At 72.9% G+C, this 14,726-nt stretch carries 13 protein-coding genes; 6 read left to right on the top strand and 7 right to left on the bottom strand.

Annotated features, from left to right (window positions below):
• The 4 genes from KME77_RS00880 to KME77_RS00865 form a co-directional block, all read right to left on the bottom strand.
• The coding region (locus KME77_RS00880; protein ID WP_219460316.1) for a DAK2 domain-containing protein at positions 1 to 482 on the bottom strand (482 nt) is incomplete at its 3' end.
• Complete coding sequence (locus KME77_RS00875) at positions 479 to 1,474, bottom strand: dihydroxyacetone kinase subunit DhaK (RefSeq protein ID WP_219460311.1); 996 nt, start codon at positions 1,472 to 1,474, stop codon at positions 479 to 481. The genes KME77_RS00880 and KME77_RS00875, both read right to left, overlap by 4 nt.
• A complete protein-coding gene (locus tag KME77_RS00870; protein ID WP_308250482.1) occupies positions 1,471 to 1,872 on the bottom strand; it encodes an MFS transporter in 402 nt (133 codons plus the stop codon). Before KME77_RS00870 ends, KME77_RS00875 begins: the two co-directional genes overlap by 4 nt.
• Positions 1,797 to 2,783 carry an MFS transporter gene (locus tag KME77_RS00865; RefSeq protein ID WP_219460305.1) on the bottom strand — a complete coding sequence of 329 codons (987 nt, stop codon included), beginning with the start codon at positions 2,781 to 2,783 and terminating at the stop codon, positions 1,797 to 1,799. The genes KME77_RS00870 and KME77_RS00865 overlap by 76 nt, the downstream gene beginning before the upstream one ends.
• A gap of 81 nt (positions 2,784 to 2,864) precedes the next feature.
• Between KME77_RS00865 and KME77_RS00860 the strand changes: the two genes are divergently transcribed.
• The 6 genes from KME77_RS00860 (at position 2,865) to KME77_RS00835 (ending at position 11,418) form a co-directional block, all read left to right on the top strand.
• Entirely contained in the window at positions 2,865 to 3,743 is an 879-nt protein-coding gene (locus tag KME77_RS00860; RefSeq protein WP_219460304.1) for a dihydrodipicolinate synthase family protein, read from the top strand.
• Positions 3,744 to 3,769: 26 nt separating this feature from the next.
• Entirely contained in the window at positions 3,770 to 4,450 is a 681-nt protein-coding gene (locus KME77_RS00855; protein ID WP_219460299.1) for a GntR family transcriptional regulator, read from the top strand.
• 51 nt (positions 4,451 to 4,501) lie between these two features.
• Positions 4,502 to 5,425 carry a TIGR03621 family F420-dependent LLM class oxidoreductase gene (locus KME77_RS00850; protein WP_219460296.1) on the top strand — a complete coding sequence of 308 codons (924 nt, stop codon included), beginning with the start codon at positions 4,502 to 4,504 and terminating at the stop codon, positions 5,423 to 5,425.
• 98 nt (positions 5,426 to 5,523) lie between these two features.
• Entirely contained in the window at positions 5,524 to 7,746 is a 2,223-nt protein-coding gene (locus KME77_RS00845) for a glycoside hydrolase family 9 protein (protein WP_219460293.1), read from the top strand.
• 78 nt (positions 7,747 to 7,824) lie between these two features.
• Positions 7,825 to 8,490 carry a sensor domain-containing protein gene (locus tag KME77_RS00840; RefSeq protein WP_219460291.1) on the top strand — a complete coding sequence of 222 codons (666 nt, stop codon included), beginning with the start codon at positions 7,825 to 7,827 and terminating at the stop codon, positions 8,488 to 8,490.
• Between the two features lie 84 nt (positions 8,491 to 8,574).
• Entirely contained in the window at positions 8,575 to 11,418 is a 2,844-nt protein-coding gene (locus tag KME77_RS00835) for a hypothetical protein (protein WP_219460288.1), read from the top strand.
• 154 nt (positions 11,419 to 11,572) lie between these two features.
• Here KME77_RS00835 and KME77_RS00830 read toward each other — a convergent pair whose 3' ends face one another.
• The 3 genes from KME77_RS00830 to KME77_RS00820 all read right to left on the bottom strand — a co-directional run bounded on the left by KME77_RS00830 (position 11,573) and on the right by KME77_RS00820 (position 14,567).
• Positions 11,573 to 12,352 (bottom strand): hypothetical protein, encoded by a 780-nt coding sequence (locus KME77_RS00830; RefSeq protein WP_219460285.1) that lies wholly within the window; start codon positions 12,350 to 12,352, stop codon positions 11,573 to 11,575.
• 96 nt (positions 12,353 to 12,448) lie between these two features.
• A complete protein-coding gene (locus KME77_RS00825) occupies positions 12,449 to 13,111 on the bottom strand; it encodes a response regulator transcription factor (RefSeq protein ID WP_219460283.1) in 663 nt (220 codons plus the stop codon).
• A 61-nt stretch (positions 13,112 to 13,172) separates the two neighbouring features.
• Positions 13,173 to 14,567 (bottom strand): sensor histidine kinase, encoded by a 1,395-nt coding sequence (locus KME77_RS00820; protein ID WP_219460280.1) that lies wholly within the window; start codon positions 14,565 to 14,567, stop codon positions 13,173 to 13,175.
• Positions 14,568 to 14,726 lie beyond the last annotated feature (159 nt).

The raw sequence follows: 14,726 nt of genomic DNA, 5'->3' as shown, positions 1-14,726 counted from the left end.
GCCGTGGCCGCCCGCGAGAACGCCCGCGGCCCGCCGTCCGCCAGCGCCGCGACCGCCGGGGCGAGCGCGTCCACCAGCGTGCGGTCGCCCACCTGGGCCTCGCCGACCCGCTGGATCGCCGCCAGCCCGGCGCAGGCCCCGGCGGCCCACCCGGACACGTCCTCGGAACCGTCCACACCGCCGGGACCGTTCACACCGTAAAGACCGTTCACGCCGTCGAGCGCGTGCCCGATCTCGGTGAACAGCAGCCCGAACAGCGGCCCGCTGGTCCCCCCGACCTCGTCGAGGAACACCCGCCCGGCCACGTCGAACCCGTGCCCGGCCGTCCCCGACCGGTCCAGCTCGGCGATCACCCGCCGCATCCCGCCGCGCAGGTTGTCGCCGAAGTCACCGTCGCCGCTGAGCTGGTCCAGCCGCGTCAGCTCCGGGTGGGCCTCGTCCACGTCGGCGGCGTAGCGCCGCAGCACCGGCGAGCCGGTCATCGCGTCTCCTTGAGCGCAGGGGTCATGACGGGGGCCTTCCACCAGCGTTCCCATGACGGGTCGAGCCGGGTGAGCGTCAGCGAGAAGCCCGCCATGTCCAGCGCGGGCACGAACGTCCCCGCCAGCGAGCCGGCCACCCGGGGCCCGCGCGCCGACAGCCCGGCCGCGACCAGCGAGCAGATCCCGTACAGCTCCAGCTGGGTGGTCCCGCCCAGCCCGTTGACCAGCACCAGCAGGTCGTCCGGCCCGGCGGGCAGGCCCGCGAGCAGCTCGTCGAGCATCCGGTCCACCAGCTCCTCGACCGGCACCCGGGAGATCGTCTTGGCCGCCCGCTCGCCGTGGATGCCGACGCCGTACTCCAGCTCGTCGGCGCCCAGCTCGAACGAGGGGGCGCGGGTGTGCGGCGAGGTCTGGGCGCGGGCCGCGACGGCGAGGCTGCGCGAGGCGGCGGCGAACCGGGCGCCCAGCCCGGCCAGCTCGTCCAGGCCGAGCCCGTCGTCGGCGGCGGCGCCGAGCAGCTTCTCCACGATGACGGTCGCGCCGGTGCCGCGCCGCCCGGTGGCGGTCTCGGCGCTCTCGGTGGCCAGGTCGTCGTCCACCAGCACGCGGCGGACCTCGATGCCCTCGTGCCGCAGGCGTTCGGCGGCGATGCCGAAGTTGATGCGGTCGCCGGTGTAGTTCTTCACCACGTGGATGACGCCGCCCGGTCCGGCGGCGGCCCTGCTGGCCTCCAGCACCTGGCGGTTGTGCGGCGAGGCGAAGATCTGGCCCGGCGCCACCGCGTCGAGCATGCCCCGGCCGAGGAAGCCCGCGTGCAGCGGCTCGTGCCCCGAGCCGCCGCCGGACACCAGGCCCACGGTCCTGCGCGGGTCGCGGTCGCGGGCCCGCAGGAAGGCCGGTTCCTCGTTCAGCTCGACGAGGTCGGCGTGGACCTGGGCGAAGCCGCGCAGCGCGGCCGCCACGGGGTCCCGGTCCGGCAGGAACAGGGTCATGAGATCGCCTCCTTGGCAGGCACTCCCCCGAGCGCCGTGTGGTCAAGGTCACCCGTGCGCAGCCGGCTCGCCGCCAGGCTGGACATGGCCGCGATCGCGATCATATAGACGACCAGCCACGTCCAGTGGCCGCCACCCGCCGCGAGCAGCGCGGTGCCGGCCAGCGGGGCGAGCCCGCCGCCGAGCGTGGCGCCGACCTGCTGGGTGACCGACAGGCCGGTGTAGCGGACGTGCACCGGGTAGAGGTTGGCGAACAGCGCGGCCTGCGCGCCGTACATGGAGCCGTGGCCGACGCCCAGGCCGAGCACCATGGCCAGCGTGGTCAGCAGCGGGTTCCCGGTCTGGACGAGCAGGAAGAACGGCACCGCGAGCACGAGCTGGAAGATCGCGCCGCCCACGTACACCTTCCGCCTGCCGATCCGGTCGGACAGCGGCCGAAGAACGGCAGCGTGAAGCACTCGACCAGGCACGCGACGAGCACGGCCAGCAGCACGGGCCCGCGCGGCAGGCCCAGCTCGGTGGTCACGTACGCGATGGCGACGACGTAGTAGACGTTGAACAGGCCGCTCTCGGCGACCTTGGCCACGATCGACAGCAGCACCCTGCCGGTGAAGCCGGAGAACAGCTCCTTGACCGGCATCTTGCGCACCTCGCGCTCGGCCCGCATCCGGATGAACTCCGGGCTCTCGCTGACCCGCAGCCGGATGTAGAAGCCGACGGCGATCAGGGCGATGCTGAGCAGGAACGGCAGCCGCCAGGCCCACGACTCGTACGCGCCCTCGGGCAGGAACGTGTCGAGCAGCGTGACCAGCCCGACCGGCAGCAGCACGCCCGCGGGGGTGCCGATGTGCACCAGCGAGGTGAAGAAGCCCTGCTTCTCCTTGGGGCTGTACTCCAGCGCCATGAGGACGCCGCCGCCGTACTCGCCGCCCATGCCGAGGCCCTGGATGAGCCGGATGAGCACCAGCAGCAGGGGCGCGGCGATGCCGATCGACTCGTAGGAGGGGATCAGCCCGATGGTGAACGTGCCGATGCCCATCATCAGCATCGTGATGATGAGGACGTTCTTGCGGCCGAGCTTGTCGCCGAAGTGGCCGAAGATGAGGCCGCCGAGCGGGCGGGCCAGGTAGCCGACAAAGAAGGTGGCGAACGCGGCCAGCGTGCCCACCAGCGGATTCTCGGCCGGGAAGAAGACCTTGTTGAAGACCAGCGCGGCCGTGGTGGCGTACAGGGTGAAGTCGTAGTACTCCACCGTCGTGCCGAGCGCGCTGGCCCACACGACGCGTTTGACTGGCGTCCCGTTGTGCATCGGCCATTCCTTTCAGGTCGCCGTGATAATCTAATATATCAGACACTAGATGTAACGTAGCTGCAACAGGGAGGACGCACAATGAAGCTGCACGGAATGATCTCCACGGTGGTGACGCCGTTCGACGAGAACGACGAGGTGGATCTCCACCTGCTCCGCCAGGAGGTGAAGTACCTGCTGGAGGCGGGCGTCACCGCCATCTGCGCGTGCGGCAGCACGGGTGAGGGCCAGACGCTGTCGCTGGAGGAGAGCAGGGACATCTGCCGCGTGGTGGTCGAGGAGGTCGCCGGCCGGGTGCCGGTCATCGCCGGAGTGATCCAGAACTCCACGGCCCAGGTGCTGCGCTACGCGCGGGCGCTCAAGGAGGTCGGTGTCGACGCGCTGCAGATCACCCCGGTGCACTACGTCTTCAAGCCGTCACCCGAGGAGACGGTCGCCTACTTCCGGGAGATCGCCGAGAAGATCGACCTGCCGATCGTGCTCTACAACGTGGTGCCGTGGGCGCTGGTGCCCGTGGACGTGATCGAGAGGCTGGCCGACATCCCGCAGCTCGTGGCGATCAAGCAGAGCGGCGGCGACATGCACCTGCTGGCGGACCTGCTGGCTCGGGTGCGCGAGCGGTTCACGATCCTGGCGGCCCTCGACGACCTGCACTACCCGGCGTTCGTGCTGGGGGCGCACGGCGCGCTCGCGGCCATCCCGACCGTCACCCCGCGCCTCAGCGTGGAGCTCTGGAACGCCGTCCAGGACGGTGACCACGCGCTCGCCCTGAGCCTGCACGAGCGTATTCTCACGGTGTGGAAGGCGATCGACAGTCCCAACCTGCCTGCCACGCTCAAGGCGGCACTGGAGCTCCAGGGCCGTGACGGAGGGCGCCCCCGCAAGCCCTTCGCGCCGGCCAGCCAGGCCGAGCGCGAGCGGATCGCGGCGGCACTGCGCGCGGCTAACCTGATCGACTAGCTGTCACACATCCGCAAGGAGAGAACGTGCCGGGTCAGCCCGCGAAGTCCCTGGTCGTGGAGTCCATCTCCGACCAGCTCTACCGGATCCTGCGCGACCGCATCACCAGCGGGGCCTACGCCCCCGGCTCCCGGTTCGACCCTCAGGCGGTGGCCACCGAGTTCGGCGTCTCACGCACCCCCGTGCGGGAGGCGCTGGCCAGGCTGGAGCACGACCAGCTCATCGAGACCCGGCCCCGGTCGGGGACGTTCGTGGCCCGGCCCGGGGTCACCGACGTCCACGAGGTGTGCCAGCTGCGCAAGGGCATCGAGTGGCTGGCGACCGGCATCGCCGCCACCGCCATGCCGCTCGGCCGCATCGCCGAGCTGCGGGCGGAGGTCGTCGAGGCGCTGGAGCACGCCGAGAAGGGCGACTACGAGCCGTTCTTCGCCAGCGACACCCGCCTGCACACCGAGATCGTGGCGGCGACCGGCAACGAGCGGCTGATCAGGGTCCGCTCGTCCACGGAGCCGTTCGTGCAGTGGCTGCGGATCCTGGGCGCGACCGGGCCGCACCGCATCGCCGGGTCCACCCATCGCCACCTGGAGATCCTCGACGCGATGGCCCGCCGCGACGTGGCCGCCGCGCAGACGGCCGCCGCCGTCCACCTGGACGAGGTCGAGGAGTGGACGGTGGCCGACATGGAGTCGCACGCCATCACGACATGACCAGTCATCTGACCTAATCGGATCCGATGCGCCACTCCTAGATTTGTCCTCATGCGAGGACTTAATCTTCTCCCGAACGAGCGTCCGTTCCGGTTCGGCGTGACGCTGCACCTGCCGTCCACCCGGCGTGAATGGATGGACAAGTGCCGCAAGGCCGAGGATCTCGGGTACGACACGATCCTGATCCCCGACCACCTGGGCATGCCCGCGCCGTTCCCCGCGCTGATGCTGGCCGCCGAGGTGACCGAACGGCCCAGGCTCGGCACGGCGATGATCAACGCCGGGTTCTACCCGCCGCTCCTGCTGGCGCGCGAGGTCGCGACCATGGACCTGTTCACCGACGGCCGCCTTGAGCTGGGGATCGGCACCGGGCAGGCCAAGCACGAGTTCGAGGCGGCGGGGCTGCCGTTCCCGCCCGGCGGGGCGCGGGTGGACCACCTGGAGCGGACCGTGGCCGAGCTGCGCCGCGTGTTCGCCGCCCCGGAGACCCGCCCGCTGCCCGCCCAGCGGCCGATGCCGCCGCTGGTCATCGCCGGGCGCGGGGACCGCGTGCTGAAGCTGGCCGCGCAGGAGGCCGACATCGTCGGCTTCAACGGCGCGGCGAGCAGCAGGTTCGAGCGGCCCGGCCTGCCCACCTTCGGCGGCGCGGCCGACATGGCCGAGCGGGTCGCGTACGTGCGCGGGGTGATCGGCGAGCGCGTCCACGAGGTGGAGTTCACCGCCATGGCGCCCGCCGTGGTGCCCACCCCCGACCCGCGCGCGGCGCTGGAGCGGCTCGGCCACCTCGCGCCGCAGCTCAGCGTGGCGGAGCGGGCCGAGGTGCCGGGCTTCCTGGTCGGCACGGCGGAGCAGATGGCAGACAAGGTGCGCGCCAACCGCGAGCTGTACGGGATCAGCTACGTCTGCGTGATGGAGCAGAGCATCGACGCCATGGCGCCGGTCATGGAGCGGGTGCGGGGCGGGGCCGTCTGTTGAAAATTTCATGGTGAGGCGTTGACGGGACGCCTTCTGGGCTGGAGTATCGGGAGGCTCGCACTCTGGGAGCGCTCCCAATTCCCTGCAGAAGGACTCCCATGACTCGACGCCGGGGCGCAGCGCTGCTGGCCCTCACCACCGTCTTGGCCCTCGCCCCGACCGCGGCCGGCGCCGCCGCCGAAGGGCCCGAGCAGATCGTGAACGGCACGTTCGGCACCGGCACCGCCCCCTGGTGGAGCACCGGGAACGTCACCCTGACCCTCGACCAGGGCCGCCTCTGCGCCGACATCCCGGGCGGCACCGTCAACCCCTGGGACGCCATCATCGGCCAGGACGACATCGCGCTGGTCGCCGGCGAGACCTACGCCTACTCCTTCACCGCCTCGGCCGACCCCGCCAAGGTCCCCAGGGCGCTGATCCAACTGCCCGTCGACCCGTACACCCAGTACTACTCCGCCAACCCCCAGCTCGACCCCACGGGCGTGGACCACGCCGCCACCTTCACCGCTCCCGTGTCGCTGCCGGACGCCCAGGTCGCGTTCCAACTGGGCGGCAGCGCCGAGCCCTGGAGGTTCTGCATGGACGACGTGTCGCTGAAGGGCGGCGCCGAACCGGAGGTCTACGAGCCGGACACCGGTCCGCGCGTACGCGTGAACATGGTCGGTTACCTCCCCGACGGCCCCAAGAACGCCACCGTCGTCACCACCTCCACCACCCCGCTGGAGTGGCTGCTGCGCGACTCCTCCGGCAGGACCGTCGCACGCGGCAGCGGCAAGCCCCGCGGTACGGACGCCAGCTCCCGCCAGAACGTGCAGACGATCGACTTCGGCTCGTACGCCAGGACCGGCAAGGGCTACACGCTGACGGCCGACGGCGAGACCAGCCGCCCGTTCGACATCACCGCCGACCTGTACAGCACGCTGCCCACCGACGCGCTGAAGTTCTACTACACCCAGCGCAGCGGCATCGAGATCCTCGACTCGCTGCGGCCCGGCTACGGCAGGCCCGCCGGTCACGTGGGCGTGGCGCCGAACCAGGGCGACGTGCTCGTGCCCTGCCAGCCCGGCGTCTGCGACTACTCCCTGAACGTGCGCGGCGGCTGGTACGACGCGGGCGACCACGGCAAGTACGTGGTCAACGGCGGCATCTCCGTCCACCAGCTCATGGCGACGTACGAGCGGAACAGGTCCGCCTTCACCGACCGCCAGCTGCGCATCCCCGAGAGCGGCAACGGCGTCCCCGACGTGCTCGACGAGGCCCGCTGGGAGCAGGAGTTCCTGCTCAGCATGCAGGTGCCCGCCGGCAAGCCGCTGGCCGGCATGGCGCACCACAAGATCCACGACGCGAACTGGACCGGGCTGCCGCTGCTGCCGCACCTCGACCCGCAGCTTCGCGAGCTGCACCCGCCCTCCACCGCCGCGACGCTCAACCTGGCCGCCACCGCGGCGCAGGCGGCCCGGCTGTTCAAGCCGTACGACCCGGCCTTCGCCGCCAGGAACCTCAGGGCCGCCCGCCTCGCCTGGGCCGCGGCCAAGGCCAACCCCACCCGCTACGCCAGCGCCACGGACGGCGTCGGCGGCGGCTCGTACGACGACAACAACGTGAGCGACGAGTTCTACTGGGCGGCCGCCGAGCTCTACCTCACCACCGGCGAACGGGAGTACCGGGACTTCGTGCTCGCCTCGCCGCACCACACCGGCGACATCTGGCGCGACCGGGGCTTCGACTGGGGCAACACCGCCCAGCTCGGCCGCCTCGACCTGGCCACCGTCCCGAACAACCTGCCCGACCGGGCGCGGGTGCGCCGCTCCGTGGTCGAGGGCGCCGACAAGTACCTGGCCACGCAGCGGGCGCACCCGTACGGGATGCCGTACGACGTGCCCGACTACGACTGGGGCTCCAACAACCTGGTGCTCAACAACATGGTCGTCATGGCCACCGCGTACGACCTGACCGGCACGGAGAAGTACCGCAGGGCCGTGCGCGAGAGCATGGACTACCTGTTCGGCCGCAACGCGCTCAACCAGTCGTACGTCACCGGCTACGGCGAGGTGGCCTCGCACAACCAGCACAGCCGCTGGTACGCCCACCAGCTCGACGCCACGCTGCCCAACCCGCCGCGCGGCACCCTGGCCGGCGGCCCGAACTCCAGCATCCAGGACCCGATCGCCCAGCGGCTGCTCAGCGGGTGCGCGCCCCAGTTCTGCTACATCGACGACATCGAGTCGTGGTCGACCAACGAGCTGACCATCAACTGGAACTCGCCCCTGGTCTGGGTCTCGTCGTTCCTGACCGACCGCGGCGGCCCCCGCTGCCGGTGAGAGGTAGTGCTGGCCCTACCCCCAAGACGGCAGTGAGCGGGAACGATCAGGAAGGAGGAACTCCGTAACGTCTTCCCCATGACAAGCCTCCGCCACCGCATCGCCACCGACACCCGCTACGTCCTGCTCGGCCTGCCCACCGCCGTGATCGCGTTCGTCCTGGTCGTGACCGGGATCTCGGCGGGGGCGGGCAGCCTGGTCGCCTTCGTCGGCCTGCCCGTCCTGGCCGCGACCGCCGCCATGGCGCGCAACTTCGCCGACGTCGAGCGGGTGCTGCTGCCCGAGGTGCTCGGCCGCCGCCTCGCCCGCCCCCGCTACCCCCAGGCCCCCGACGGGGCGGGCCGGCTGCGCCGCGCCGTGAACCCGCTGGCCGGCGGCCAGGCGTGGCTGGACCTGCTGCACGCGATCATCGCGTTCCCTGTCGCCATCGCCGCCTTCGTCGTGACCGCCACCTGGTGGGCCGGCGCCATCGCCGGCCTGACCTTCCCCCTGTACGGCTGGATGATCGCCGGCATCCCCGACTTCCACGGCGGCCTGCCCGAGCTGCTCGGCCTCTCCAACGACACGACGACGTTCGTGGTGTTCAACACGGTGCTCGGCGTGCTGTTCGCGCTGACGCTGGTGCCGGTGGTGCGCGGCGCCGCGCTGATCAAGGCCAACCTGGCGCAGGCCCTGCTCACCCGCCCCGTGTACGACGAGTACCCGGCGAGGACGTCGGTGTACCGGGCCATGGCCGAGGTCTGATCCGGCCCTGGCCAGGGCGCCGGAGTTGACCGCGGGGGCCAATTCCGGTTGCCCGGCGCGAGCCGGGGCCCGGATCATGGGGCCGTGGTGCGATTGGCCTACGGAGTGGTGACCGCGCGCGACCAGCGAGTCTGGGACGCGCGCGGTCGCTCGCTGTCCGGCGGCCGTACGCACGCTTCCCCGGCGGACGGCATGGGGCCTGGCGCACCCGTCGTACTCACCGCCTCAGCCACCCCGCCCGTCGCGTCCGGCGCCGCCCCGCAGGTCGGGGAGGAGCGTGCTCCCGATCAGGCCGTCGCCGAGCTGGCCCGCCTCGTCGAGCGCGGGGGCGTGATCGCCGCGGGGGCCGGCGTCGAGCTGTGCCCCGGGTACGTGTCCGCCCGCCTGGAGGGCGCGCGGGGCGACAGGCGGGACGCCGTCCTGGCGGCGGTCCAGGCGCTGGGGCTGGACGGGCTGCACCGGCTGGGTGACCGGGCGGGGGTGCTGGTGGCGCTGTTCGGCGTGGAGGCCACCAAGCCGGTCGCCGCCGCGGCGAGCGCGGCCATCGCCGACGGCCGGTGGGCGGCCCTGCGGCTCGCCTCCGCCGCCAGCGGCCTCCTGGGCGCCGAACAACTCGAACGCGTCCTGTGCCTGGGCGCCGACCAGGCCGAACCCGGGACACCCCTGAACACCGCGGACGAAGGCGCGGAGGCGGCGGCGTCCACCATGGCCGAGCATCTCGGCAAGGTGCTCGGCACGTACCCGCGGCGCAGGCGACTCGATCTCCTCCTCTCCCTCTGGGCCGAGACGGCCACCCGCCAGGAGGCGAACCGGCGCAGGGCCCGCCGGCTGGCCACCCAGGGCAAGCAGAGCAGGCAGGAGGAACTGGCCGCCCGGTACGCCCGCCACGAGGATGACTTCCTCCTCCAGCGCGTCCGCGCCGACGTGGGCCACGAGCCGACGGTGCTGGAGGCGGCCCGGTGGGTGTGGAAGCCGTGGCACTGGACGATGTTCATGAACCGCGCCATGCACAACGCCATGTCGGCGACCGTGCTGCTGCGCACCGCCGTGGCGGTGGCGGACCACGGCGTCCAGCAGGGCATGGCGCTCATGACGGACCAGCTCGGGGCGGCCGCCGCGCTCATGGACTCCCACGAGGCGGGGGCGGCGGCCCGCCGGGTCCCGGGACTGGCCGGGCTGCCCGCGCGTCCCGGGTGCTACGTCAGGGAGCTGGCCTCCCGGAAGAACCCCACCGAGCCGTACGTCACGCAGCGCCTGGCCCGGGCGCGCGACTACGCCGAGACCGTGATCGACGCCGCCATCGAGCTGATCGAGGAGGCGGCGGATCAGCTCCACGGCTGGTCGCTGGGCAGCATGCGCGAATGGCGCGCCGCCGTCGGGTACACGGCGCAGCGCCCGCCCTCCACCTGGCCCCAGTTCCCCGTCGCCGACCAGCGGCGGCTCCCCCTGGAGCGGCGGCCCGACGGGGACGAGACGGTCGGCGACCTGCTCTGGCTGGCCGACCTCGCCGACGCCCTGGCCCAGCTCAACGGCCACGAGCGGGCCGAGGTCCACCACGGTCCCCTCATCCCCTCCTTCGACTGCGACCCCAGCTCCGACGACCCGCCCCCGGAGTCGATCCCCGCGGCCCTGGCGCTCGCCGCGCAGCTCGTCTCGCTCGGGGTGCCGCCGCCCCGGCAGTGCCGCGACTGGGCGGGGCTGACCGCCGGGCTGGCCGCCGGCGTGGAGGTCGCGGAGGCGCTGGCGTTCGAGGTGCCGGAGCCGCTGGCGGCACTGGACGGCACGGTCATCCCGGGTACGCAGGCGCGCCTGGAGTGGGCACGCCACCCGCGCACGCTGGCCCAGTGGGCAGCGTATATGGGCAACTGCATCGCCGGCTCCCACTACGTCGAGCAGGCCGTGAAGGGCGCGTGCGCCCTGGCGGCGTTACGCGCCCCGGACGGCAGGATCATGGCGAACGCCGAGGTCCGGCACCGGCGGCAGGGCTGGCAGATCACCGAGCTGCAGGCCAGGTACAACAGCGAGCCGGACGCCGAGCTGCGCGACGGCCTGACGCGCCGGCTGGCGTCCCTGCCGCCGCTCCCCCCGCCCTCGCCGATCTTGTCGCCCGCGCCGTCCGCGCCGCCCGAGCAGCCGGTACGCGAGCGCGCCCCGGCCGTGACGCCCCGTCGTCGCCTGTTCCGTGAGGTGAGTGGCCCGCTGGCGGAGCTGGCCGGGAGCGCGATGTCCCACCCGGAGACCGTTGCCGCGTTGCGGGTCCTGGCCGTGGGGGCGCACGGGTCGTCGCCGGCGGACGTGGTGACTCCCCTGCGCCGGCTCCCGGCCGACCGGGTCGAGCGGGCCTGCCGTGACCTGCTTCTCGCGGCGGGCCTGCCGGAGCTGTGGCGCGCCACCGGGGTACGCCCGCTGACCCGCGCCCTCGCGGGCCTGGACCCCGAGCTCACCGCCCGGTACGAGAGGCTCGGACTGCTGACGGCCGACACACCGTTGCCGGGTTCGCTGCGTGAGCTGGCTCGGCACGGGGCCATCGCGCCGGCGCGGTCGATGGAGCTGGTGGGGCGCAGGTTCCGGGCCGCGCTCGGGCGCCTGGCCAGGGGCGCCGATCCCGTGCTCGGCCGGCAGGTCGCCGTCCGTCCGGGCACGGACGCGCTGTGCTCGCTGGTCCTCGCGATCACCTGCTCGGACCCGGGGCCGGAGACGGTGCCCGTGACCGTGCCGGGGGAGACGATCGTGCCCGGCTTCCCGCGTACGGACCTGGCCGACCCCGCCGGGCCCTGGCGGCGGGCGGTGCCGGGGGCCGTGGAACTGGGCGCCGACCCCGACACGCTCGGGGAGCGGATGGCGGCCGGTGAGCTGCGCGTGCCGACCGCCTGGCTCGGCCGCGGCGGCTGGGCCGCGCTGTGGCAACGAGCCGCCCGGACGAGGTAGCGACGGCGAGGCGGAACCGCTGGGCGGGGCGAATCGCCGGGTGGATCGGAGACGCTGACGACAAAGCCCTCGCCGGGGCGGCGATCCTGGTGGACCGCCGTCCTGACGAGGGGGTTCGTCACCCGCTCAGCGGATCACGCGCTCAATGGGTCGCTCAGCGCAGACCGAATCGGCGTGAGGCCCAGTAGGCGCCGCCCACGAGCGCGCCGGTGGAGGCCAGGGCGACGAGCACGATCGGCGCCGGGTGGAAGTCGCCGCTTCTCGCGGTCGTGAGCTGCATCGCGTTGGCGCTGCTGCCCGGCGCGGCGTCGTCACCGGCAGCGGCGTTGCCCTCGGCTGCGGTGCCGTCGCCCGCAGCGGCGTTGTTGTCGTCGGCGGCGTTGTCGTCGGCGGCGTCGTTGTCACCGGCTGCGCCGTCGTCGTCGGCGCCGTCCCCCGCCGCGGCGTCGTCCCTGGTGTCGTCGCCGTCGTCGTCACCGACCGCGCCGTCGTCCCCGGACGAGGTGGCGCCGGATGAGGTGGTGTCGTCGGACGTGGTGGCCTTTCCGGGGCTCACGCTCGCGTCAGCCGTGGAGGCAGAGGTGGTCGCGGCCTTTCGCGACGCGCCGTCGTCGTGGCTGACGCCCTTGCCGGCGTACACGCTGGAGCGGTCGTCGGAACGGTCGTCCCCGTCGTCATCCCTGTCGTCACCGTCGCCGTCGCCGTCGTCGTGGTCGTCGCCGTCGTCGTCCCCATCGTCGTCGTCCCAGTCGTCCCGCTGGTCCCGGCCGTTGCCGGAGTCGTCCCGGTCGTCCCGGTCGTCGTCATCGGCGGCGTAGGCGGCGCCCGGCGGTGGCGCCGCCTGCGCGGCCTGCGCCATGAGGGTCGCGCCGGTGGTGCCGAGTCCGAGCGTGAACGCGACCGTGAGCAGGAACCGCCGTAGTGCCTGGCCCATATGTGCCTCCTGGGGGTTGTTCGCGGACTCTCCGCGGACGACCTCCAGCCTTCGGGTCCGCGGTTGGCTCATGGTGAGCGTGGGATGAGAGTGCTGTCACCCGGCACGCAGGCGGTACCCGGTGCCTCTGACGGTCTCGATGCGGTCGGCGCCGATCTTCCGCCGCAGGTAGCGGACGTACACGTCGACGACGTTGGAGCCGGGGTCGAAGTCGAAGCCCCACACGTGGCTCAGGAGCTGTTCCCTGGTCAGCACCTGGTCGGGGTGGCGGCAGAAGACCTCCGCGAGCGCGAACTCGCGGGTGGACAGGTCCACGGCCCGGCCGCCCGCGTACGCCCGCCGCGTCCGCAGGTCGAGCGACATCCCGGCGACGCGGAGCACGGTCGCCTCGGGCGCGCGTCCGGCCCGCAGGCGCAGCCGTACCCTGGCCAGCAGTTCCTCGAAGGCGAAGGGCTTGGCGACGTAGTCGTCGGCGCCGCCCTCCAGGCCGGCGACGGTGTCGGTCACGCTGTCGCGGGCGGTCAGGATGATGACCGGGAGGGCGACCTTGGCCTGGCGCAGCCGCCGCAGCACGGTGAAGCCGTCGCTCAGCGGCAGCCCGATGTCCAGGATCAGCAGGTCGAACCCGCCGCCGGCGGCGAGGTCGTGGGCCGCGACGCCGTCCCGCGCCACGGCGGTCACGAAGCCGCTGCCGCGCAGCCCCTTCTCCAGGAAGGACGCGATCCGCGCCTCGTCCTCCGCGATCAGAATGCGGTTCACCGTGCACTGTCCTTCGCGGTCAAGGGCCTGTCCACAACGGGCTCCGCAGTCAAGGTCCCGTTCACAGCGTGGTCCGGATCGGGATGGTCATGACGAAGCAGGCCCCGCCCCCGGGCGCCTCCACGACCCTGACGGTGCCCCCGTGCGCCTCGACGATGGACCTGACGATGGCCAGGCCGAGCCCGGCGCCGTCGTGCCCGCCGGTCTGGCCGGTGCCGCGCATGAAGCGGGCGAAGATCCGTTCGCGGTCGGCGGCCGGGACCCCCGGGCCGCTGTCGCGTACCCAGACCTCGACCATCCGGTCCCGTACGGCCGAGCCCACGGCGATCAGGTCGTCGACCGCCGTGTGCCGGACGGCGTTGGCCGCGAGCTGCATCATGGCCTGGGTGAGCCGCTGGCGGTCGGCGGGCACGCGGGCCTCGGCCACCTGGTCCACCCGCCAGCGCCGCTCGCCGAGCGCCCGTGACTTGGCCACGACGCTGACGGTGAGGTCGGCCAGCTCCACCTCCTCGATGTCGAGGAAGCCGGGCTGCCCGGCCTTGGCCAGGGTGAGGAGGTCGTCGACCATGCGGTTCATGCGCTCCAGCTCGTCGGTGACCAGGGCGAGCGTCTCGGCCCGGTCGGCGGGGTCGTCCCCCATCAGCTCCAGGTGGCCGCGGATGACGGTGATCGGGGTGCGCAGCTCGTGGCCGGCGTCGTCGACGAAGTGGCGTTGCGCGACGAAGACCTGTTCCAGCCGGTCGAGCATGTGGTTGAACGTCGCGGCCAGCGCGGCCACGTCGTCGTCCCCCCGTACGTGCAGCCGCCGGGTCAGGTCGGAGGAGTCGCTGATCTGCTCGGCCGTCCGGCGGACGAGGCGGATGGGGGCCAGCACCCGCCCGGCCACGAACCAGCCGGCCGCGCCCGCCAGCCCGAGCGCCGCCACCGCGCTGAGGCTCAGCACGCGGATCGCGCCGACGATCTCCTCCCGGTGCAGGTCGTAGAAGGAGGCCACGACGAAGTGGCCCGGCCGGGGATCGGCGGACACCGTGACCGGGATGACCACGTACCAGACCGTCCCCGCGGCGCTCTCGGTCACGCCGTGGTCCGGTCTGGTGGCCGCCGCGAGCCGTCTGACCAGCGTGTTGTCGGTGTCGAGGCGGGCGGGCGCCTCAACGGCGGTGACCCGGTCGGCCTGCCCGCCGACGATGCTGAAGAACGTCTCCCAGCGGTCGGGCGGGTTGTAGGCCAGGTAGCCGGTGAGCAGCTCGGCGACGTCGTCGACCGGGCGTCCGGTCCGCGGGTCGAGCGCGGTCGCGGCGTAGCGGCGCAGTTTCTCCGCCTCGTTGCTGAACTCGAGGTTCATCCGGTCGTCGAGCCGGGTGAGCAGGACGGTCCAGGTCGCGAAGATCGAGATCGACAGGGCGAGGCCGACGACGGCCAGCATCCAGCCCACGATGCGGCCGCGGGCGCTCACCCGCATGACGGGGCCGCGTCAGTCGTCGTCATCGTCGTCGTCCCCACCACCGCTGTCGTCGTCCCCGAAAGCACCCTCGTCGTCCCCGAAACCACCGTCGTCCCCGTGGCCACCGTCCCTGTGGCCACCGTCGGCGTGGCCGCCGCCGCGCCCCGGCGG

The sequence above is a fragment of the Nonomuraea rhizosphaerae genome, from assembly GCF_019396405.1.
In the GTDB taxonomy this organism is placed as follows: domain Bacteria; phylum Actinomycetota; class Actinomycetes; order Streptosporangiales; family Streptosporangiaceae; genus Nonomuraea; species Nonomuraea rhizosphaerae.
This window is presented reverse-complemented; position numbering and strand designations above follow the sequence as displayed.

Excerpts from the sequence above, each read along its gene's own strand:
- KME77_RS00840 (WP_219460291.1), top strand. The coding sequence starts at position 7,825 with ATGACAAGCCTCCGCCACCGCATCGCCACCGACACCCGCTACGTCCTG.
- KME77_RS00845 (WP_219460293.1), top strand. The coding sequence starts at position 5,524 with ATGACTCGACGCCGGGGCGCAGCGCTGCTGGCCCTCACCACCGTCTTG.
- KME77_RS00875 (WP_219460311.1), bottom strand. The coding sequence starts at position 1,474 with ATGACCCTGTTCCTGCCGGACCGGGACCCCGTGGCGGCCGCGCTGCGC.
- KME77_RS00850 (WP_219460296.1), top strand. The coding sequence starts at position 4,502 with ATGCGAGGACTTAATCTTCTCCCGAACGAGCGTCCGTTCCGGTTCGGC.
- KME77_RS00830 (WP_219460285.1), bottom strand. The coding sequence starts at position 12,352 with ATGGGCCAGGCACTACGGCGGTTCCTGCTCACGGTCGCGTTCACGCTC.
- KME77_RS00860 (WP_219460304.1), top strand. The coding sequence starts at position 2,865 with ATGAAGCTGCACGGAATGATCTCCACGGTGGTGACGCCGTTCGACGAG.
- KME77_RS00865 (WP_219460305.1), bottom strand. The coding sequence starts at position 2,783 with ATGCACAACGGGACGCCAGTCAAACGCGTCGTGTGGGCCAGCGCGCTC.